This is a genomic window from Exiguobacterium aurantiacum, assembly GCF_024362205.1.
GTDB lineage: Bacteria > Bacillota > Bacilli > Exiguobacteriales > Exiguobacteriaceae > Exiguobacterium > Exiguobacterium aurantiacum_B.
Map to the genome: position 1 here is coordinate 247,672 of NZ_CP101462.1, position 20,867 is coordinate 268,538.

The following is a 20,867-nucleotide window of genomic DNA, read 5'->3' on the forward strand; positions in this document are numbered from 1 at the left end:
CCCCTTTGACTTGCGTGTCATGCTGACAAAAGCGTAGCAATCGCCTTTGCACGTGTCAATATGAAGGGACGCATCGCCATAAGAAAAGGCCGCCTTTGGGCGACCCGAATTCCTATTTGATTTTGCGGACGTTCTCTTTGCGTAACAGGCTGAACAGCGTGTACACCATCAAGAGTAAGATGACGGTGAACGGGAGAGCGGAAATCAGTGAAGCGGTCTGCAACCCTTCAAGCCCACTCGCGATTAGTAGAACGGCAGCAATCCCGCCGAGCAAGATACCCCAGACGATCCGGACGGTGAGCGGTGGGTTCAAACTCCCGTTCGTCGTCATGCTGCTAATGATGTACGTCGCTGAATCGGCTGACGTGATCAAAAAGGTGAGAATCAACAAAATCGACAAGGTCGATAAAATGAAACTAAACGGCAGTTCGGCGAACGTGACGAACAAGGCGCTCGTCACATCGGCATCGACCGCTTGTGCGATTGATGTCCCCTCGAATAAGTCGAGGTGAAGGGCCGTTCCGCCGAACACGGCGATCCACATGAGCGCGATGAATGGCGGTACGACGAGAACGCCGACGATAAATTCCCGAATCGTTCGGCCACGCGAGACGCGGGCGACGAACGCACCGACGAACGGCGACCAGGCGATGGCCCAGGCCCAGTAGAAGATGGTCCAATCGCGCACCCACGTTCCTTGTTGGTACGGTTGCAACCGGAGGCTGTAGCGGATAAAGTTCTGTAAGTAATCCCCTAACCCGAGCGTGAACGTCTCTAAAATAAAGATGGTCGGGCCGGCGAAGAACACGAACACCATCAACACGAGCGCGGTTCCAAGATTGATGTTACTGAGCCATTTGATGCCACGGTCGAGACCGGTCGTCGTCGAAGTCAAAAACAAGACGGTCAGGACGACGATAATCAACACTTGGACGAGCGCCGTGTTCGGCAACCCGAAGACACTGTTCAATCCGCCATTGATTTGGAGCACACCGAGACCGAGTGAAGTGGCGACACCCATGACGGTCGCAATGACGGCTAAAATATCAATCGTTTGATTGAGAGGCTGTTTGTAAGGACGGTCTTTGATGAGCGGAGACAGACTCGTCGAGATGAGGCCGTCCGCATTTCGACGAAATTGGAAATATGCGATAATCAAGCCGACGATGGCGAAGACGGACCATTGGCTGACGCCCCAATGGAAGAACGAATAGGCCATGGCCAGTCGAGCCCCTTCGACGGTCAGTTCGGTCGTATCCGCATAGGGAGGGGTGATAAAATGGCTCATCGGTTCGGCAACGCCCCAAAAGACGAGTCCGACTCCGAAGCCAGCGGAGAACAGCATCCCGATCCAAGTGAAGAATGGATATTGCGGACGATCCTGATCCGTCCCGAGCCGTATCTTCCCGTATTTACTGAACGCGAGAAAGACGAGGAAGACGACGAACAAGAAGACGGCGAGTAAGTAAAACCAACCGAACGAACGGGTCGTGAAGTTAAAGATGTTTCCGGCGATCGTCGCGAACAATGTCGGACGAATCGCACCGAAAAGGACGAGGAGAGCGATGAGACTCGCCGAAATGTAGAACACGCGATTCAAGCGTGGCTTTTCAGGTGAAGTGTTCATAAGGACTCCTTTCCAAACGCACAAATTATTATTTAGGACTAATAAATATTTCCCTATTTGTTGGAAAGGAAAACGCCTATATGCCGGAATGATATCATGCGCGCGTTGAGATGCATGAATTCGGGGAATGGAATGATGAGAGACGAGCTTGAAAGGAGATTGGAAACATGAAATTGATAGCCATCGATTTAGACGGGACGTTATTGTCTCGAACGGGTGTCATCACAGAAACGAACCAAGCCGCGATCCGGCGTCGCCAAGCCGAGGGAGATTTGGTCGCCATCTCTTCGGGACGGTCGATTCATGATATCGAAGAATTGCTGCGACGGAGCGGGTTGACTTGTCCGATCTTGTCCGGGAACGGGGCGATCGCTTTCTATGAGAATGAGCGCATCTATTATCACGCGCTCCCGAAAGACGTCGTACAGGAGTTATGGGACGTGGCCCATGAGCACGGGGCGTATGTTGAATTTTATACGAACGCCGGGGTGAAAGTGCTCCGTTCGGGCACCGATTTACTGAAGGGCGAGCTGGATGAGGTGTTGCCACACGACCAATCGTTCACGCGGGAATGGGGCGAGCGGGAAATTGAAATTCAAAACGAGCAGTTCGGACTGACATACGTCGATGCAATCGAGGAAATCGATTTCGAGGCCGATGAAGTGTACAAAGTCTTCGTCTATTCGTTCGACCGACGCAAATTGCACGAACTCCGGAAGCTGTATGAGCCCCGGACCGATATTTTGATCACGACGGCAGGGTGGACAAAAATCGAGATTGGCCATCCGAACGCGAGCAAAGGGATGGCCTTGACACAGTTGGCGGAACACCATGGGATTCCACAGGCAGACGTCGTGGCCATCGGAGACAATCTAAACGACATCTCGATGTTCGAAGTGGCGGAAACGAGGATCGCGATGGGGAACGCCGTCGATCCGTTGAAAGACATCAGCACTCATATCACGAAGGATGTCGAGGCCGATGGCGTCGCCTATGCGCTCGACCATTATATCGACGACTAAAGTTTGGAGAAATGGTGAACAGGGATTCGATGACACGTAAAACGGTTAATGTATTAGTGTAGTCCTCATTCAACGTGTTGAGCTGAAAGGGGGCAACGGATGAAACGAAGATTCAATCGTTGTTTGACTGAGGCCGGCTCGGTGAAACGAGAGACAAGTTGGTTGAAAGACCGGCTGACTAGGTGATCTCCTATTTCAAACGGTCGTCCACCTGACCTCGCGCGAGAGGTGAGGGGCAGACAAAAAGGATATGTGGGAGATGAGACGTCTAGGAAGTTCGGTGTTTCAAAACAGGTGGGCATGATGAGGTTCAAGATGGATTTCAATCTTATTATGTCGAAACGCAGTTATGGCCATCCCGGAGGCAACGTCTCTGTGCAGGGCCAGATTGATGTTCAGACGAACGAACGCACCGAAATCACGTTCTGAACCGCGTCCATTTTCTAGCACGTATCGATTTACTCCATGGGACGGTCGGCCGGGAGATTTCTCGGTCGGGTGAAAGTCCGCTCTACTAGAAACGCTCACCGTTAAGCGCCACATACGTGGCGCTTTTTCTTATGGGGCGAACGTGGCGACCCGGGCCGGCTGTTTGCCATCCGCTTGTTCGAACTTCACGCGATGGCCGTCCGCAGCTTGTTCGACCTGAAATGTATAGGCAGCGTCAGGCTCGTCTTCGAACGTCAAATCATAAACGTAACCGCTTAAGGAGAGGGTCCCATCAATCGAATAGGTGTCCGTCGAAATGTTATAATGAGTCGCAAGGTGTTGCTCTAATGCACGTTCGCGTTCCTCGATTTCAGTCGAGTAGCGAACGTAGAGGAAGGTGGCGAGCGTGATTGTGACGACGAGGGTGGTTCGGAAAATCGTCTCCCAGTTTCGTTTTGGCATGAGCGCATCTCCTTTCGATACAAAGTTAAGAATGTCAGAATATTTTACGAAAAATTCTGACAAATTACAAGGTGAAATAGTGAGGAGTGACGATATGCCGAAAATATACTGGCTCGGGACGTTCGTGAGCGGATTGATTCTCATGACGATGGGGGAAACGGGCGCTGTCCCCCGTGTCGTTCCCTATTTTTTGATGGCGCTTGGGGTGACGGGTTTTCTCGTCCAAGCTTGGTTCGAACAAAAACGACGCCGCTAAGCGGACGCCGTTTTTTTTGGTTACATCGATTCAAGCAGTTGGTTCAACAACGTGTCGATGTCTGCTTGGAGCGCATCGGCTTGTTGCTGCAATATCATTAATTTTTCTACATCGTTCGTCTCATTCATCTGGTGCAGGAGTGATCGATGTGATGCTTCGAGCTCGGTCAGGCGGGCTTCATCCGCCGCTATGTCTCGGACATGTACCGTCGTCACAGCCGCTTCTGTTGATTTCGTTTTCCTCGGTACCGCCACAATTGCTTCCGGTTCGCGCTGACGTTTTTCAAGTGCATACGTTACATTTCCCGGGAAACGTGACGCTGTCCCGTCGAGCCAATACGTGATCGGGAACAGCTTGTTCAAGAAGTAGCGATCGTGTGAGACGGCTACGAGTGTGCCGGTAAAGCGGTCGAGTGCATCCTCGAGTGCCTCACGTGCTTCGATGTCGAGATGGTTCGTCGGTTCGTCTAACACGAGCACGTTGATGTCCTCGTGCATGAGGATAGCAAGCATAAGGCGCATCTTCTCGCCGCCGCTCAAATCTTTGACCGGTTTGAAGACGCTCGCGCCATAGAAGAGGAATTGGGCTAGCAGTTGACGAGCTTTCCCTTCATCGACGGCGATGCGATCGCGGAACGCCTCGATGAGCCGGTAAGAGTCATCGAAGTCGATGTGTTGGGATAAGTAGCCGATTTGGGCCCGTTCCGCTCGTCGCACAGTGCCCGAGGTCGGTTCGAGGTGACCGAGCAATACTTTCAACAAGGTCGATTTGCCGCTCCCATTTGGACCGACGATGGCGATGCGTTCGCCATGACCGGCGTAGAACGAGACGTTTTCGAAGACTGTCCGGTCGTAAGTGACCGTCACATCGATTGCTTCGAACACATCGCGTCCGGTCCGCCCCTGAGCCGTGAACTGAATGTCCGGTTGCACGGCCTCGAGTCGTGGTTTTTTGATCGTCTCGATGCGGGTGAGTGCTTTCTCCATCGACTTGGCACGCCGATAAAATTTCTCGTTCGGTGGATTGCCTTCGTTGGCCCACTGTCTTAGCTGGCGAATCGTTTCCTTCATCTTCTTGATCTTCTTCTGTTGCTCCGTGTAGGCGTGGAACTGATCGAGCAACCGCTTTTCTTTTTGGGCGACGAATGCGCTATAGTTGCCATCGAAACTAGCCAACTCCCCATCCTCACATTCGACGATGCGCGTGGCGACGGCATCGAGAAACACACGGTCATGCGAGACGAGGAGGAGCGTGGACGGACTGTCACGAAGGAACGACTCGAGCCAAGTCATCGCTTCTAAATCGAGATGGTTCGTCGGTTCATCTAAGATGAGCAGTTCTGGTTCTTGAAGCAACGCCAAGGCGAGCCCGACTTTTGTCCGTTCGCCACCGCTTAGTGTATCAAACGGTCTGTCGACGAAGCGGGTCAGGCGTAGCCCATCGATCATCGAATTCACTTTCGAATCGATGGCATACCCGCCACCGTTTTCATAGCGCATCTGCAGGGCGCCGTATGTCTCTAGAAGCGCTTCGATGTCGTCACTTGAAATCATCTGTTCCTCGAGTCGTCGCATCTCGTCACCGAGTCTCGTTAACTCGGCGAACGCCGTATAGAGCACGTCTCGACCTGATTTATCGGGATGGGCGGGAATCTGAGCCAAATAGCCGATCGTCAGCCGTTGTTTTCGATAGATTGTTCCTTCATCTGGGGACTCGGTACCGACGATGAGGCGCAGGAGCGTTGTCTTGCCGCTCCCGTTCCGTCCGACGAGCCCGATTCGCTCGCCGGCGTTCACGTGAAGATTGGCATCGGTCAAGACGGCGTGGCCGCCAAATTGTTTTTGAATGTGTTGTAACTCGATGAACATGGATGGTTCCTCCTATAGGTAGAGGCCTATCAAAAAAGCCGAGCGCAAAGAAGCGCTCGGCAAGAAAGAGAGGCGCTTTGTCGTATTTCAGCAATGTCTAAAAAAGGACAGACGGGTCCTATAGTTACGCGACATCGTGAAAAATCGCACGCAAAATGTACAAATGTTCTGTTGACCAATGCGTACGTCCGACAAAGTTCACCTTTCTCCCTCCTTTCAATCATCATTACGATAATTGTAAGCGATTTCGGTCGGTTCGACAACTGGAGAGACAGGAATTTTAATAAACGGTGTCGTATTGTTTAGGCATCAGGGAGGAGGGACGCTATGCGCAAGGAATGGCTCGGTGCCATCAGTTTAACGCTCGCCGCCAGTATTTGGGGCGGGATGTACGTCGTCAGTAAATATGCGCTCGGCTATATCGAACCGTTCACGCTCGTCTGGATGCGCTACGCCGTCGCTTTTGTCGTTTTGTTCGTGATGTGGGGGGCGTTCGGACGCGAGCGGATCGGCCGAAGCGACTGGAAATGGATTGCGCTCGTCGGCGTCATCGGTTACGTCGCCTCGATTTCGTTCCAGTTCATCGGCACGAAACTGTCCGACGCTCATACGGGATCACTCGTCACAGCGGCGACACCGGCGTTCATGGTGATCTTTGCCCGAGTCATCTTGAAAGAGCGGCTCACACCTGTCAAAATCGGGTCACTCCTGTTGGCGACAACCGGGGTCATCATCGTCGTCGGCTGGCACGTCGAAGGCACGTATTTCATCGGTAGCCTCGTTTTGGTCGGTGCTGCCATCACGTGGGCGCTCATGTCCATCTATGTAAAAATCGCTTCCGAGACGATGTCGTCATTGACGATCACGACGTTCGCCATCGGCATCGCCTTCGTGTTGATGACGCCGCTCATGGGGATGGAAGTGGTCGCGTCTGGTCTTCCGAATATGACCATGGTGCTTTGGCTCAGCGTGTTATACGTCGGCATCATCTCGACAGCCGGGGCGTTCTTCTTTTGGAACAAAGGGCTCGAGCTCATGGATGCGAGCGTCGGTTCGCTGTTCTTCTTTTTCCAACCGCTCGTCGGAGGCTATCTCGGCTGGCTCGTCCTCGACGAACGGCTCGACCGCAACTTCTTTATCGGTGCCGCCTGCATCGTCACGGCCGTCACGTGGTCGACACTCGCCGAACGGCGGCAAAAACGGATAAGTGACGCAAGACTCGCCTCAGAACGGCATATCCTATAAGTGAAGACGGTCGACCCGATAAGGGCCGACCGTCTTTTCAAAATCCATGATGATCGAGTTTGTCTTCGTCGCGCTTCATCTCGAGCTCGAGCCGCTGGATGGCGAGCTTTTCTTGTTCGACTTTTAACCTCAGCTCCTCGATACGTGCCTTTTGTGTCTTGTTGAACGTGTCCGCGGCGATGGACACGACGACGATGACCATAATGTAGAAAAAGAAATCCATTTGTTTTCCTCCTCTTAGCGTAAGCTGAACAAATCTGTCACCATCTGTTGCGTGATGAGCGCCTCACGCCCATCGGTCATGATCGGTGTATCTTCGGTCAATGCCGAGATAAAGTGGTCGATCGCCCCTTGGAACCCGCGTTGGGTCAAGAGCGTGTCCCATGACCCGAACGTCTTCGTCGAATGAGCGCCGTGTTCGAAACGATGAAGCGTCACCATCTCGTCGACCGTCACGCGAAGGCCGTCGTTGATTGCGACGAGTCCTTCATGATTGACACCCGCTTTGCGGTGCATCGACGTCGTATGAAGACCGTGTTCATCTTGCCAGACGTGGCGGGCGAAATGGAGCCCGTTCGTCTCGGCCGTCTCGATATGCCCGGTCACGAGGTGCAAGTCGCTTCCAGCAAAATAACGTAGCGTGTCGACGACGTGCAAATAGTCATCGAGCAACGTGAACTGATAGTCATGGCCGCGCAACCCGTCCCCGCGGTGCTTGACGAAGTCGAGCGTGTGGAACGGGGCTGCTTCTTTCACGTGCTGATACATCGGGGCAAAGCGACGATTGAAGCCGACCATGAGCTTTCGGCTCGTCTGCTCGGACAGCTCGACGAGACGTTCCGCTTGTTCGATTGTCGCGGCGAGCGGTTTGTCGACATACACATCGACACCGTGTGCGAGCAGATAAGAGACGACGTCGAAATGCGTCTCGGTCGAACTGTGGACGAACGCCGCATCGACGGACGCCGCGAGCTCGGGAAGTCCTGTGAACGACTCCATCCGATGGGCCCGACAAATCGCGTCGCGTTTGGTGACGGTCGGAGAATAGGCACCGATCAGTTCGAACGATGTGCTGTTCGATAAAATCGGTAAGTACGCTTTCTGAGCGATGCCGCCGAGACCGACGACACCAATTTTAGGCTGACGCATATGTACCACTCCTTTTCTATCATCATAACGAAAAAAGAACCGAATGACACGCACACGTGGTGCGTCAAGTCATTCGGTTCTTGCTTATAGACTGGCAATGAGGACGATGTCGCCTTCGGGCGCCGTGTTACCGCGTTCGGGTTCTTTCGTGACAGCGACGGTATCCCAGTCCGTCTCCGATTCAGTCGAATCGAGTGTATAGATGACGGTCCCGTTGCCTTTAGCATCCGTCACGAACGCCCCGGTCGGAATCGGGGAGTCGTCTTTGATGAGCCAAACTTGATATACCTCGTTCGCTTCGAGCGCATCGAGTCCGTTCGTTTGGACGATAAGCTGACGCTCACCGTCCTGTTCGGCCAGATAAGCCACGCCTTCCGAGTCGCCTTCGAGCGGTACCGTCTCGGTCAAGGCGATGCCGCTCGGGTCATCTTGGTTCAATAGCAGGTAGCCGTTCCCGACCAAGGAGAGCATGAGTGCGGCTGCGAGCGCGAGCGCTCCCCATGGCGTCTTCTGGTTCTTCTTCGTGGCAGTGAACGGTGTGATCGGGGTCGGTTCGTCTAGTTTCGACTCTGTCTCCGTATCGTCTTCAGCGAACACGTTGTCGAGGATGCGCGCCTTCATCCCGCTCGGTGGTTCAGCCGGTTCAGAGAGGAACGCGACGCCGCCGACGAGGGCCTCGAGTTGTTCGAGCTCTTCTTGACACGTTTGACATGTCGCGAGATGCGCTTCAAACTGGATGCGTTCGTCTTCCGTCAAATGCTGGTTGAAATAATCAATTAATTGGTCACAAGCGTTCATCGTTCCACCTCCTTATCGATTAAATCATGGGATAGATGCCTTCGTAACTGTTTCAACGCTAATCGAATCCTTCCTTTTACGGTACCGAGCGGGATGCCACACGCATCGGCAATCTTTTGTTGGCTGAGCCCTTGGAAATACATGAGACGGACGACTTGTTGTTGCTCGACCGGAAGCTCGGCCATCGCCGTCTCGATTTGCGTCCGCTCTTCTTGCCACTCGACCTCGGTCTCGACGGACGGAGCCGGGGAAGGGATGGCTTCAGCGTAAGACTCGTCTAGTTGTAGGTCAGGTTTTCGTTTGCGAATCAAGTCGATCGTGACGTGACGGCTCATCGTGAACAGCCACGATTTGAATTTTCCTTTTGAGTCATCATACACACCGCCACCGCGCCATAGTTTGATGAATACTTCCTGCATCGCTTCTTCGGCGAGATCGCGGTCTTTCGTCAACTGCATGACGAAAGCATACAGGATGCGTTCGTAGCGGTCATAAAGTGCCTCGAGCGCTTGTTTGTCTTTTTGCCTGACACGCTCGTACAATTCAATATCAGTCATGGCTGTCTCCTTTATACGTAAGGGAATCCCTTGTATTGATCTAACGGATGAAACCGTGAAATGGATGCCTATTTGAGGTGACTATTTTGTGAACGGTCGTTATGTAGTCCCGTGCTTAACGGGAGCATGTCGACGTCGCGTCGCCGAGACGGCGGAAGAGTTTCAAATTCAAGGCACTGAGCAATCGATACGTCACGTAACTGAGTAGCGTCGCCGTGAGGAGCGTGACGAGAAGTGCGGGTCCGTTCGAGAGCCATTGTTGCCAGACCGGATACGTCCGCACGCCGAACAAAAAGGCGAAGACTAGCCCGAACCCGATGAGCATTCCGCTATACTGACAATAGTAACGGCTTAATCGGTTTTTCATCATGTCACGTCCTTTCTCTCTTTTACTATACGAGATGGGGTATGACGACACAAGGAGGATGACTATGAAACGATTTATCGAGGAGGGGCGGACGCTCATCTGTTTTGATTTCGACGAGACGTACTTCCCGCATGCTTGCTCCGCGAAGCAGTTGAAGCATTTGCAGCAACTCGAAGATTTTCTCGAGAATCATTCACATCGTCTGTCGACGATGTGGGTGACGGGGAGTTCGCTCGAGACGATTATAGAGAAAGTGAAGCGGGCCGAGATGCGGTACTTCCCGCATAGGATCGCGGCAAGTCTCGGCACGGAACTTTATCAAGTGACGGCGACGGGGCAATTGGAGCTTGATCCCGGTTATTCGTCACGATTCCCGCACGATTTTTCGGGCCGTGTCGACCATGTCGTCGACAGACTAGGGCGAACGCTTGCGATTGAACCGCAAGCGAATCTCGGGACGAGTGCTTGGATGCACAATTACTATTATTATGGCGAATCGGAGGCCGAACTCGCGCTCATTCGTTCAGCCGCAAGTGACTTTGGAATCGCCGTCAACGTCAGTCGGTGCAATCCGCTCGCCGGAGACCCGGATGGCGCCTACGATATCGATTTTATCCCACAAGGAGCGGGGAAAATCGCTGCGGTCGACTACGTGTGCGACCGATATGCGTTTCAGACCGAGCACGCCTATGCGTTCGGTGACAGTGGGAACGATTTAGGGATGTTAAGACATGTCGGCAACGGCTATGTACTTGGCAACGGGACGGAAGAAGCCAAACGAGAACATGGTCGTGTCACCGAAGGCATGTATGCGGATGGGATTCTAGAAGTGTTACATCGAGCGATGCGATAGACGAACTTAAGCGCTGGCGACTAAGCGTAGCGCAGCGGCCTCCACCCGCTCGAATAAATGGGTTTTCAGCCGGTGGGTCGTCAAATCGAGTGGTAGACGCCGTTTCCAGAGATCAGTGAACACCTCGGATAGGACGGCCTCGGCCAAGTCGGCTCGCGTCGTCAAACGGAGGGCGAGCGAATATAAGATGCGCTCATAGCGTTCGTAAAGCAGTTCGAGCGCGGAAGTGTCGCGGTTTAACAATCGTGCGTATAAATCGTGATCGGATATGAATGACATGGTGAACTCCTTTAGGAATGAGACTGTCTCGTGGTTTGACTAGCGGGCAAATGACGTAACCTTCTTATTTCACTTATAGCGTGAACGTAAACGGTTACTTGCTGATTCGAGCACATTCAAAAAACACCCGAGGTCCGCGTCTAGCGGCCAGGCGGGTGTTTTTGGGTTAAAACGACGTATAACAGTGTGGGCATGTCTGGGTGTTCCCAGCGGACCGTTTGAACGTTTTTTTACAGTTCGGACAAGTGACGGTCTCACTTTCTGTCCCGAAGAGACTACCACGGTTAAATAAGACATTCCGTAAATTCGGCAAGGCCTTGGCGGCAAAAATCATGGAGATGAATAAAACGACGGCCAAAACGGCCAACATGACATAGGTCATAACGGGCGTACCCCTTTCGTGAAACATTCATTTCTTCTAGCATACGGGAAATTGTTCAAACGTACACCTCTAGACTGGATTAGCGAACAAATGTTCGTTATAATAAAGGTAACAAAGGAGGGGGATAGGATGAGGCAAGAAGTCATGCGTTGGATGCGAAATGGACGAGTCGTGGAAATGGTGTATATGGATCGGAATGGGGTCATTTCAAAGCGACGCGTCAAACTGATGAAGTTGCAAGGCGATCGACTCGTCGGCTGGGACGTGAAAAAGCAGGCTCGTCGCACGTTTTGTATGGATCGTGTCCTCGCCTGTCTCCCGACGATCGAACGTGCCACCGGACGAGAGGAGGAAATTGGATGACACCACTTCCGAAATGTTCGGCACCGGCCGAGCGGGCGCTCCAGGCCGCCTATATCGATACACTCGAACAGTTGGCCACCTATACGAAGCAAGAAATCGCGGCGCTTCACGGCGTCGGACCGAGTGTGTTGCTGGTTTTGGAATCTGCCCTCCATGAGCAAGGACTTCGGTTCACCGATAGCGAAAAAAATTCCTAGTCCCGTCCTGGACCAGGAATTTTTTGGTTGGGCGATTGTATTGCACGTAAAAAGGGAAGTAATATATTTGTCATCTCCATTACAGCCTAATATCTAGTACCATGACGATAAGGTTTGCGAACCTAGCGACACCCATGAGAAAGGAAGTACACAGCATGAGGACGAAACGTTTATCCGCCATTCTAGAAAATGAGATGGATGACATCGAACGCGATCCATGGGTGACCGGAATTGAGACAGATTCCAGAAAGGTCAGTCCAGGGAATTTATTTATCTGTATCCGTGGTTATACGGTGGACGGACATGAATTCGCTGAGGACGCCGTCTCCAAAGGAGCGGTTGCTGTCATCTCGGAATACCCGCTTGACCTTGAGGTGCCGAACTTTGTCGTCGCGGACACGAAGCGGACAGCCGGCGTGGTGGCCAGTGCTTTTTATGACCACCCCTCACATCGGATGCGCATTTATGGTGTCACCGGTACGAACGGGAAGACGACGACTGCGACGTTGACATATGATTTATTTCGTCTGTCCGGACGACCGGTCGGGATTGTCAGTACGATCGGAGCACGTTATAAAAATCAAACATTAAAAACACCTAACACGACGCCGGAAGCCGTCGTCTTACATCGAATTTTGGCCGAAATGGCGGATGCTGGCGTGACCGACTGTGTCGTCGAAGTCTCTTCGCATGCGATGATGGAAGGACGTGTCGAAGGCGTCCGATTTCATGCGGCGGCGTTCACGAATTTGACGCATGACCACTTGGATTATCATCGCTCAATGGACGAGTACGCCCGGGCCAAAGCACGATTGTTCGAACAAGTCGAAACGACAGACGGGGACGCCATCGTTTTGAACGCCGAAGACCCGGCCAGCAAGACGATGGCCGCGTTTGCCCCGTCCCGTCGACGCATCATGTATAGCACGCATGCGGACGTACCGGCTGATATTCAAGTCATTTGGCATGACCAGACGGTCGTCGTCAAAATGAACGCTCTGACGATTGAGGCGCCGGTTCGCTTCATGGGCGCATTTAATGCCGCCAACTTGGCCGCGGCCATCGGTCTCGTCTCGACGTCGGAACTGATGTTGCGTTCGATTATCGCCAACGTACCGGGACTCACGCTTCCGAAAGGTCGGCTCGAACGACTGGATACGGAAGACGCCGAAATCTACCTCGACTACGCCCATACACCGGACGGCCTCGAGAAATGTCTGTCGACGCTTCAGCAAGGGGAGCGGGAACTCGTTGTCGTCTTGAGTGCGGCGGGCGACCGTGACCCGACCAAACGGGCGGAGATGGGCCGCATCGCGAGTCGTTATTCGAACGACTTGATCGTGACCGTGCATGACGTGCGCACGGAAGACCCGAAGCATATCATCGACGGGCTACTCGCAGGAATCGACGCGAACACACATTACGTGACGTTCGAGGAACGGCGCGACGCCTTGCGTCACGCAGCGCAACAAGCGCTCGTCGGGAAGCGGATCGTCGTCGTTGGAAAAGGGCATGACCACGTCGAACGCGTCGGTCAAGAATCGATTCCGTTCAACGAATCCGATATTTTATTAGAAGAACTGAAAAAACGAAAAGGCCAAGAACCGGCCGTTTAACGAAACGATGACAACTGTCATCGTTTTTTAATGTGTGAATTTTGAAAAAGAAGGTAATAACTACTAATATAACGCTATTGAAGGAGGAGAACAGACATGTCAGTTTTGTACAAAGAGTTCACAAATGATGAAGAAGTCGTGACCGCCATTCAATCGATGAAAGCGAAAGGGATTGAGGACAAGCACATTTATGTCATCACCCACGACGATGACCGGACCGATCGTGTGGCCGATAATGCCGACGCGAATACGGTGACGGCATCAGACGTCGGCTTAGGGACGGCCGCGAAAAATGTATTCCGCAAAAAGGGCGATGAGCTTCGGGCCCAGTTCGAACAGCTCGGTTTCTCATCGACTGAAGCGGATCAACTCGAGAAAAAATTAGACCAAGGCAAGGTGGTCGTCGTCGTCAAAGACGCACCAGCCGGATTCACTTTATAATTCCACCACCATGGAGAATACAGAGACAGGGCTGAATCAATGGATTCAGCCCTGTTTGTATTAGTCGTGGATGCGGACGACGGTCCGGCCGCTCAGTTCGCCGCGCATCATCGCCTCGGCGTGTCGAGGGACGTCATGCAGCGGAATCTCATGGACCATATGGTTGAGCACATGGGTGTCAACAAGCTCATGGAGTCGTTCCCACGCTTTCACGCGACGGGAAATCGGTTGCATGACCGAATCGATGCCGATCAGCCGGATGCCCCGTAAGATGAACGGATAGACGGTCATATGGAGCTCATGTCCACCAGCGAGCCCGCAGGCGACGACCGTCCCTTCGTAGCGTGTTCGGCTAAGGATATTACCGAGCGTCTCGCCTCCGACCGAATCGATGGCGGCATCAAATTTTTGCTCGTCGAGCGGACGTCCTGGTCCCTCAAGCTGACTTCGAGGGATCATGTTCTCGACACCGAGGTCACGCAAATACGCCGGGTCTTGTTTGCCGGTCGAGGCAATCACGTGGTAGCCGAGCTTGTGGAGCAAGGCGATGGCGAAACTGCCGACGCCTCCAGAAGCCCCGGTCACGAGCACTTCTTGACCGGGATGCACGCCCTCATGTTCGAGCGCCTCGACAGCGAACATGGCGGTAAGTCCTGGTGTCCCAATCGTCATCGCATCTCGCATGCCCATGCCTTTCGGTAATTTGATGAGCCAGTTCCCTGGAACTTGGGCGTAACGGCTGAAGCCACCGAAATGCCGTTCGCCGATCCCGAAACCGGTGGCGATGACTTCATCGCCGACTTTGAAGTCGAGATGGTCGGATTCAACGACTTTCCCGACGAACTCGCACCCGGGGATAAACGGGTAATGACTGACGATTTTGCCGGACCCCGTCAGCCCGAGGGCGTCTTTGTAGTTGAGCGCTGAATAATGGACTTCGACGAGGACGTTGCCGTCTTCTTCTTTTGGAAGCGCGTCGAGTTTGACGTCCGTCACCGTGGCATGGAGACGGTCATCCGTCTTGTCGAGGACGAGTGCTTGAAATGATTCGTTCATGGTCAATTGGCCCCTTTCGCTGATACGTATTCTATTCCTTTGTTATGATTCCCTACCTGCCAAAATATATACACGAATGTTTCGTTCTAACAGGGAGTGGAATGGTACAATGAAAGAGATTCAACTAGAGTGAGGAGGAATGAAGCATGCGGCACGACGACTATGAGTTTGATGAAGAAGTAGAAGAAGGCGAATTGTTTAACGTATACGACATTCTGCCACCGGATGGTACCATTCTTGAGATGGCAACGGCCGAAGAGATGGTACGTGCGGCGGAACTCGAGGCGACACATAATGCGCTCGAGCGAATCCAAGACTCAAACTTTCAGTTGTCAGGGGTAACCTTTAAAGAGTTGCTGGCAGAGTTCGAGCGATACGAGCAAGAATCGATGGAATTCTGGACAGGCGTTTATAGCCGATTGCGCATTCCATGGGCATGGACGATTCGAATCGATGTGGCCAACGGTCCGATTCACGTCGTCAATGACCGCGACATCTTTATCGATGAAGCGGACTTCGAAGAGTACGACTTCGAAGAATACGCTGATGATGATTACGAAGACGAAAACAAAGACAATCAATGAATCCAAAAACGTCTTCCCCTCATTCGGGGAAAGACGTTTTTTTACTGTCGAGGAGAGCAACGCGGATGCGCGTTACTTCTGTCGCTCCGAACCAAAGTCCGACGCTACATAAGATGGCAACACCGCTCACCATTGCTCCGACAACCGCCGTGTCCCCGATCATCGTGAACGACAACCCGAGACTGAACAAGCCGAAAAATAATAATCCTCCTGCCATCGTCCTCATGACTCAGCCACCCTTTCTCGTTTCATCTGTCTCTAGTGTAGGCGGTAGAGTCTGAAAAGGGTGACTGAATTTCATACCAGGTCAAAAATCAAGCAAGGTCGTAGACGGAATACGTCTTGCCATTCTCGAACGGCTCGTCTAGCAAGTGTTTCGCCAAGATGCGGGCGACCGTCTCAGGGGTGCGCAATCGTCCTTCCGTCACATAGGAGCGGAACTGTTCCACGTCACGGAACGCGTCTTCTGACGAGGCCCGAATGCTTTCCTGCATCGCGGTGTCCATTACGCCTGGATTGAACAAGGCGACCTTGTCGTTTGTATCGGTCAATTCAAGGGCGACCGTCTCCGTGAAGTGGTCGAGACCGGCTTTCGTCGCACAATAGGCGCTCCAACCCGAGATGGCGCGCTTGGCGGCCCCGGAGGTCACATGGATGAGCGAGACGGGCAGTTCATACGCGAGCACCGCGTTCGTCAATAACATCGGGGCGAGCAGGTTGGCTTGGACGTGGGCGATGAGCTGATTCGGATTCATATGGCCGGCCCGATGAATCGGTTCAATCAAAGCTGCGTTTTGCACGACGAGTAAGGGCGTCGCCGTTTCAATGAGCGGCTTCACGTGTTCGAGCGCGGCCAGCGTGCTCTCAGGATTCGATAAATCGACCTCGACGTGACGGAACGAGGCATCGGCCGCCTGCGTCCGTGAGAAATTGACGACCTCGTAATCCCGCTTCAATAGTTCCTCGGCGATGGCACGGCCGAGACCGCGCGAGGCACCGGTCACGATGGCTAGTTTCATGACAGCTCCTCCTATTCGTGAATCGTCTTCCGGTATCCATAAAATGGACGGAAGTTTAATTTTTCGTAATACGTCTGCGACGAGGCACTAGCAAGCATCTCGAGACGCGTCTCAGGGTAGAGCGCATGGACGTGTGACAGCAGTCGCTCGCCAATCCCGAGGCGACGGTGCGAGGCCGCGATGAGCAGTTCGCATACGTACAGGCTCACGGTCGTGTCGGTCAACCCACGCAGATAGGCGATCACCTGTCCTTCTGACTCAACGACATAGGCGACGTTCGATTGCCGCCACGCCTGTTTCGTCAACTCGTGTTGTCGGACGAGTTGACTCCAACCTTCCGTCTCATTCAACGCTTGAATCTGGTCGAAGTCACGCTCTTCGTATGGGCGGATGTTCAAGCAGACACACCTGCTTTCTGTTCGATGGCTTTCATGAGGTCGAACGCACCGTCTGACTCGTTCGAACAGATGACCGAAATGATGTCTGTGGCCGGGTAGTAAGCAGAATGAAAACTGACGCCGGGGTCATAACCCATGACATGATATTTGAACACGTGTCGATTCGCATCCAGTTGAATCCACAGACCGTATCCATAACGTCCGCCTGTTTCGTTCACTGGCACGTGAGGCGTGAAGAGCAGTGATGTCATCTCCTCACCAAGTAGGCGATGACCGAGCAGGGCGCTCCACAGTTTGGCCATATCTTGTGCCGTCACGAACGCGCCGCCGTCCGCGCCGCCTTTGACGGGAATCGAATAGTGGTTCGTCCGCCACGAGCCGTCCATGTTGTCGATATACCCGAGCGCCGTGTTCGCCGGTAAGGCATCGAGGGAGAAGTATCCAGAATCGGTCATGTCGGCCGGGTTGAACACGAATCGCTCGATATAGTCCGAGAACGTCAACCCGCTCGCTTGTTCGACGATGAGACCGAGCACGATATAACCGGCATTATTGTATTCGAACACGCCCCGTTCTTGTCGCATCGGCTCGTCTTGAAACATCGGTAAGAAGTCACGGGACTGTCTCATATGATACATCGGACGCTGTCGCCATAATTCCTCAAAGTCGTCCATGACAGACTCGTCGAAATAATCTGGGATGCCCGACGTATGGGTGAGCAACTGTTCGACTGTCACGGCCGGGTCGAAATATGGAAAATGGATGGTGAGGCATTCACTGAGCGTCGATGTGAATGCCAACTTACCTTGTTCGATGAGTTGGCAGATGGCGATGGCCGTGAATAGCTTACAGCCAGAGGCGATGCCGAATCGGGTCGACGTTCGATTTTCGATTTGTTCAGCACGATTTGCGTATCCTTGTTGATGTTCGAACAGGATGTCGTCCTGTCGCATGACGAGCGCCGATCCAGAAAAAGTAGATGAGACTTCATAGGGTGACCAGTCAGGACTCATGGTGGACCTCCAACTTCTAATTTTCAAGTTTACACTTATCAATCAGTAAACTTCATGTTTAAACATTAACCTAAATAATGGAAAAGGTACAGGCGTCGTTTCACTAGCGTGATACGATAGGATAGTACGTTTAGATAGGGAGCGAGAAAACATGGAACAATTTTGGTCAGGTTTATTAGTTGGATTGATTTTGGTACTCGTTGCGCAAAAGACATTTCAATCACGTAAAGAGGTGGACGGAGCGTTTGCACATTTCGGTAACCACGCTAAAGATGTCATCTATATATTTGAAGTCAAACCGACGTTTCGTTTTCGTTACATCAGTCCTTCCCTTGATTTATATTTAGGTGAAGGTGTTGTAGCGAAAAACTATGAAAATCCAGATGATTGTTTTCGTCGTATTCATCCAGATGATTATCAACTTCTCATGAATAAAGTATCAGGAAATATGAGTTACGATGAGCCTATCTCTCAACGTTGGCGTACGAATGACGGTCGTTATTTGCGCTTTGAAGAATACACGACCCCGATTTATAAAAATGGTGAGATTGTAGCTGTACAAGGAATCATTCGGAATGTGGAAGCTGCTGTAATGAAACGCGAAGAGTTGGAATATGAGAGCCGCCATGATGAACTCACTAGGGTTTTGAATCGACGCGCTTTTAACGAAGCGCTTGATCGTCTCTCTCAAAAAGCAATAGGACTGATTGTGATTGATTTGAACGACTTGAAGAAAATTAATGATAACCAAGGTCATTCAGCTGGTGATTTGTTACTTCAAAAAGTGGGATTCCTTTTGCAGGAGTTAAGTACAGATGTTTATCGTATTGGTGGCGACGAATTCGTTGTGTTAACGGACAACATGCAACAAGATGAGTTACTGAATTTGACGGCTTTAGTTAGAAACAAATTTGAAGTGAATCACGTCTCAGCCGCTGTCGGGGTAGCTTGGGAAGAGCGTTTAATAGATTTCACGAATTTATATAATCAAGCGGATCAAAACATGTATGAACAGAAGCGTAAATGTAAAACAAACAGACACACTCTCTGCTAAATGATATTAGCAAGGAGTGTGTCTGTTTGTTTAAATATATTATTCACCCATCGCTTCTTCACGCTCGGTGTCTGTCGTATCAAGATTGTTCAAATAAGACTCATAACGCGGTAACCAATAGCGATACGACGTCCAGACGAGCCCGCTCGTCGCAACGACCAACAGGAGCGTCGCCGGCCAGAACCAACTTGAGACGATCCCGTTCGCATAGGCGAGACCGATCGGCGAGAAGACGAAGTAGACGAACACCATCGATGCGATCAGAATGATCGACGTCGAGATCGCATGGCGCCATGGTTTGACGCGACCGAGGTCGATGCGGATCGGATTGATATGTTGCATCGGACGAACTTTCGCGAATACGAGCATGATGGCCGTCTCGAGGACGAACAAGATCCCGTAAATGTGGATGAAATTGATCCCGAGGTCGAAGCCGAACCACTGCTCAGTCCCCCAGACGAGGAAGTAGTACGTGACAACGTGGAAGCCGATGACGAGTTTCGCGGCAATCGGCGGCACACGTTTCACGAGCATCCCGATTAGGACAATGACGAGAATCGGGATGTTGAAGAAGCCGGTGAAGCGGCGAATCAAGTCCCAAAGGCCGTCCGGTGCATACATCAAGTTCGGGGCGACGAAGAACGAGACGAGCGCGACGAACGTCCCGAACCATTTGCTGACGCGAATCAAGTCTTTGTCTGACGCATCCGGTTTGAACTTCGGCTTATAAATATCGAGCACGAACAACGTAGCGATACTATTTAGTAGCGAGTTGAACGAGCTGAACACGGCGCCAAGTAAGACGGCGAGGAAGAAGCCCATGAGCCACATCGGCAACAAGTCGGCAATCAAGCTCGGATAAGCGAGATCGGCCTTGTCGACGTTCGTGCCATACAGATGGAACGCGATGATTCCCGGGAGCAACATGAAAATCGGGACGAGCAACTTCAAGTAACCGGTGAAGAGCACTCCTTTTTGACCCTCGGCCAAGTTCTTTGCTCCGAGCGCCCGTTGGATGACGTATTGGTTGAGCGCCCAGTAGAATAAGTTCGCAAAAATCATCCCGGTGAAGATGGACAAGAACGGGACGGAGTCGTTTGATGATCCGATGGCGTTCAGTTTCTCCGGATTCTCGGTTGCGATCGTCTTCATCCCCTCGACAAGATTACCGTCACCGAGTGCGATGAAGCCAAGTGTCGGAACGAGGAATCCGATGATGATGAGACCGATCCCGTTCAACGTATCGGAGACGGCAACGGCACGAAGTCCGCCGAAAATCGCATAGATGGCACCAATAATCCCGATGAACCAAATAACAATCCAAAGTGACTGTTCGAAACTGATGCCGAGCAAGGTCGGTACGTCGAACAGTTGGAGGACGGCCAAGCCGCCTGAATAGAGCATCGACGGAATCGTGACACACATATAACCGAACAAGAATAACAGGACGGTCAAACGACGAACGTCCTCGTCATATCGTTGGCTTAAAAACTCAGGAATCGTGGAAATTCCAATGCCCAGGAAGCGTGGGAGTAAGAAGAGCGCCATGATGATGGCGGCGATTCCGGCCGTGACTTCCCATGCCATGGCTGACATATTGCCGGCGAACGATTGGCCGTTTAAGCCAATCAACTGCTCGGCTGACAAGTTCGTCAATAAGAGCGATCCAGCGATGAACAAACCAGTGAGACCGCGTCCGGCCAAGAAATAATCGTCGGCACTCTCGACTTTCCCTTTCGTCATGCGATAAGACACGTAAGCGACGAGCCCCATGAATAAGGCCCCTGTGATTAATATGTAAACAACCTGTTGAATGGTCAACGACATTCCCT

25 protein-coding genes are annotated in these 20,867 nt (G+C 52.3%); 10 read left to right on the plus strand and 15 right to left on the minus strand.

Features of this window, described 5'->3' with window-relative positions; genetic code table 11:
- Nucleotides 1-112 precede the first annotated feature (112 nt).
- Nucleotides 113-1,627: a BCCT family transporter gene (locus tag NMQ00_RS01435; protein ID WP_255177610.1), complete on the minus strand. Its 1,515-nt coding sequence runs from the start codon at nt 1,625-1,627 to the stop codon at nt 113-115.
- A 167-nt stretch (nt 1,628-1,794) separates the two neighbouring features.
- On the opposite strand from NMQ00_RS01435, the gene NMQ00_RS01440 reads away from it, so the two are divergent.
- Complete coding sequence (locus NMQ00_RS01440; protein WP_255177611.1) at nt 1,795-2,649, plus strand: HAD family hydrolase; 855 nt, start codon at nt 1,795-1,797, stop codon at nt 2,647-2,649.
- Between the two features lie 558 nt (nt 2,650-3,207).
- Here the strand turns inward: NMQ00_RS01440 and NMQ00_RS01445 are convergent.
- A complete protein-coding gene (locus tag NMQ00_RS01445) occupies nt 3,208-3,540 on the minus strand; it encodes a hypothetical protein (protein WP_255177612.1) in 333 nt (110 codons plus the stop codon).
- Between the two features lie 94 nt (nt 3,541-3,634).
- Between NMQ00_RS01445 and NMQ00_RS01450 the strand changes: the two genes are divergently transcribed.
- The gene (locus NMQ00_RS01450; protein WP_255177613.1) at nt 3,635-3,796 is read left to right on the plus strand and encodes a hypothetical protein; all 162 of its coding nucleotides are present in this window, start codon (nt 3,635-3,637) and stop codon (nt 3,794-3,796) included.
- 20 nt (nt 3,797-3,816) lie between these two features.
- Here NMQ00_RS01450 and abc-f read toward each other — a convergent pair whose 3' ends face one another.
- Entirely contained in the window at nt 3,817-5,664 is a 1,848-nt protein-coding gene (gene abc-f, locus NMQ00_RS01455; RefSeq protein ID WP_255177614.1) for a ribosomal protection-like ABC-F family protein, read from the minus strand.
- 327 nt (nt 5,665-5,991) lie between these two features.
- Here abc-f and NMQ00_RS01460 point away from each other — a divergent pair, with 327 nt between their 5' ends.
- The gene (locus NMQ00_RS01460) at nt 5,992-6,909 is read left to right on the plus strand and encodes a DMT family transporter (RefSeq protein WP_255177615.1); all 918 of its coding nucleotides are present in this window, start codon (nt 5,992-5,994) and stop codon (nt 6,907-6,909) included.
- A gap of 37 nt (nt 6,910-6,946) precedes the next feature.
- Here NMQ00_RS01460 and NMQ00_RS01465 read toward each other — a convergent pair whose 3' ends face one another.
- The 5 genes from NMQ00_RS01465 to NMQ00_RS01485 form a co-directional block, all read right to left on the minus strand.
- Nucleotides 6,947-7,132, minus strand: coding sequence for a hypothetical protein (locus NMQ00_RS01465; protein WP_255177616.1), 186 nt, complete (start codon nt 7,130-7,132; stop codon nt 6,947-6,949).
- A gap of 14 nt (nt 7,133-7,146) precedes the next feature.
- A complete protein-coding gene (locus NMQ00_RS01470) occupies nt 7,147-8,058 on the minus strand; it encodes a Gfo/Idh/MocA family protein (RefSeq protein ID WP_255177617.1) in 912 nt (303 codons plus the stop codon).
- Nucleotides 8,059-8,142: 84 nt separating this feature from the next.
- Nucleotides 8,143-8,856: an anti-sigma factor gene (locus tag NMQ00_RS01475; protein ID WP_255177618.1), complete on the minus strand. Its 714-nt coding sequence runs from the start codon at nt 8,854-8,856 to the stop codon at nt 8,143-8,145.
- Nucleotides 8,853-9,413: an RNA polymerase sigma factor gene (locus NMQ00_RS01480; RefSeq protein ID WP_214796550.1), complete on the minus strand. Its 561-nt coding sequence runs from the start codon at nt 9,411-9,413 to the stop codon at nt 8,853-8,855. Before NMQ00_RS01480 ends, NMQ00_RS01475 begins: the two co-directional genes overlap by 4 nt.
- A 115-nt stretch (nt 9,414-9,528) precedes the next feature.
- The gene (locus NMQ00_RS01485; RefSeq protein WP_255177619.1) at nt 9,529-9,780 is read right to left on the minus strand and encodes a hypothetical protein; all 252 of its coding nucleotides are present in this window, start codon (nt 9,778-9,780) and stop codon (nt 9,529-9,531) included.
- Between the two features lie 64 nt (nt 9,781-9,844).
- On the opposite strand from NMQ00_RS01485, the gene NMQ00_RS01490 reads away from it, so the two are divergent.
- Entirely contained in the window at nt 9,845-10,633 is a 789-nt protein-coding gene (locus tag NMQ00_RS01490; protein ID WP_255177620.1) for an HAD-IIB family hydrolase, read from the plus strand.
- A gap of 6 nt (nt 10,634-10,639) precedes the next feature.
- On the opposite strand, the gene NMQ00_RS01495 is transcribed toward NMQ00_RS01490, so the two are convergent.
- A complete protein-coding gene (locus tag NMQ00_RS01495; protein WP_255177621.1) occupies nt 10,640-10,912 on the minus strand; it encodes an RNA polymerase sigma factor in 273 nt (90 codons plus the stop codon).
- A 511-nt stretch (nt 10,913-11,423) separates the two neighbouring features.
- Here NMQ00_RS01495 and NMQ00_RS01500 point away from each other — a divergent pair.
- From NMQ00_RS01500 to NMQ00_RS01515, 4 genes are all read left to right on the plus strand, one after another.
- The gene (locus NMQ00_RS01500; protein WP_255177622.1) at nt 11,424-11,657 is read left to right on the plus strand and encodes a WYL domain-containing protein; all 234 of its coding nucleotides are present in this window, start codon (nt 11,424-11,426) and stop codon (nt 11,655-11,657) included.
- A complete protein-coding gene (locus NMQ00_RS01505) occupies nt 11,654-11,854 on the plus strand; it encodes a helix-hairpin-helix domain-containing protein (RefSeq protein ID WP_255177623.1) in 201 nt (66 codons plus the stop codon). The genes NMQ00_RS01500 and NMQ00_RS01505 overlap by 4 nt, the downstream gene beginning before the upstream one ends.
- A gap of 155 nt (nt 11,855-12,009) precedes the next feature.
- On the plus strand, nt 12,010-13,470 hold the full coding sequence (locus NMQ00_RS01510) for a UDP-N-acetylmuramoyl-L-alanyl-D-glutamate--2,6-diaminopimelate ligase (RefSeq protein WP_255177624.1): 1,461 nt from the start codon (nt 12,010-12,012) through the stop codon (nt 13,468-13,470).
- Nucleotides 13,471-13,566: 96 nt separating this feature from the next.
- Nucleotides 13,567-13,911 carry a YflT domain-containing protein gene (locus NMQ00_RS01515; RefSeq protein ID WP_255177625.1) on the plus strand — a complete coding sequence of 115 codons (345 nt, stop codon included), beginning with the start codon at nt 13,567-13,569 and terminating at the stop codon, nt 13,909-13,911.
- 60 nt (nt 13,912-13,971) lie between these two features.
- Here NMQ00_RS01515 and NMQ00_RS01520 read toward each other — a convergent pair whose 3' ends face one another.
- The gene (locus NMQ00_RS01520) at nt 13,972-14,967 is read right to left on the minus strand and encodes an MDR family oxidoreductase (RefSeq protein ID WP_255177626.1); all 996 of its coding nucleotides are present in this window, start codon (nt 14,965-14,967) and stop codon (nt 13,972-13,974) included.
- 146 nt (nt 14,968-15,113) lie between these two features.
- Between NMQ00_RS01520 and NMQ00_RS01525 the strand changes: the two genes are divergently transcribed.
- Nucleotides 15,114-15,551, plus strand: a complete 438-nt coding sequence (locus tag NMQ00_RS01525; protein WP_255177627.1) for a hypothetical protein — start codon at nt 15,114-15,116, stop codon at nt 15,549-15,551.
- A 19-nt stretch (nt 15,552-15,570) separates the two neighbouring features.
- Here NMQ00_RS01525 and NMQ00_RS01530 read toward each other — a convergent pair whose 3' ends face one another.
- The 4 genes from NMQ00_RS01530 to NMQ00_RS01545 all read right to left on the minus strand — a co-directional run bounded on the left by NMQ00_RS01530 (nt 15,571) and on the right by NMQ00_RS01545 (nt 17,981).
- Nucleotides 15,571-15,777, minus strand: a complete 207-nt coding sequence (locus NMQ00_RS01530; protein ID WP_255177628.1) for a hypothetical protein — start codon at nt 15,775-15,777, stop codon at nt 15,571-15,573.
- 88 nt (nt 15,778-15,865) lie between these two features.
- Complete coding sequence (locus tag NMQ00_RS01535) at nt 15,866-16,570, minus strand: SDR family NAD(P)-dependent oxidoreductase (RefSeq protein WP_255177629.1); 705 nt, start codon at nt 16,568-16,570, stop codon at nt 15,866-15,868.
- A gap of 11 nt (nt 16,571-16,581) precedes the next feature.
- Nucleotides 16,582-16,968 (minus strand): GNAT family N-acetyltransferase, encoded by a 387-nt coding sequence (locus NMQ00_RS01540; RefSeq protein ID WP_255177630.1) that lies wholly within the window; start codon nt 16,966-16,968, stop codon nt 16,582-16,584.
- On the minus strand, nt 16,965-17,981 hold the full coding sequence (locus NMQ00_RS01545; protein ID WP_255177631.1) for a serine hydrolase domain-containing protein: 1,017 nt from the start codon (nt 17,979-17,981) through the stop codon (nt 16,965-16,967). Before NMQ00_RS01545 ends, NMQ00_RS01540 begins: the two co-directional genes overlap by 4 nt.
- A 151-nt stretch (nt 17,982-18,132) precedes the next feature.
- Between NMQ00_RS01545 and NMQ00_RS01550 the strand changes: the two genes are divergently transcribed.
- Nucleotides 18,133-19,035: a sensor domain-containing diguanylate cyclase gene (locus tag NMQ00_RS01550; protein WP_255177632.1), complete on the plus strand. Its 903-nt coding sequence runs from the start codon at nt 18,133-18,135 to the stop codon at nt 19,033-19,035.
- 39 nt (nt 19,036-19,074) lie between these two features.
- Here the strand turns inward: NMQ00_RS01550 and NMQ00_RS01555 are convergent, their stop codons facing one another.
- Nucleotides 19,075-20,856, minus strand: a complete 1,782-nt coding sequence (locus tag NMQ00_RS01555; protein ID WP_255177633.1) for a solute:sodium symporter family transporter — start codon at nt 20,854-20,856, stop codon at nt 19,075-19,077.
- Between the last annotated feature and the right edge of the window lie 11 nt (nt 20,857-20,867).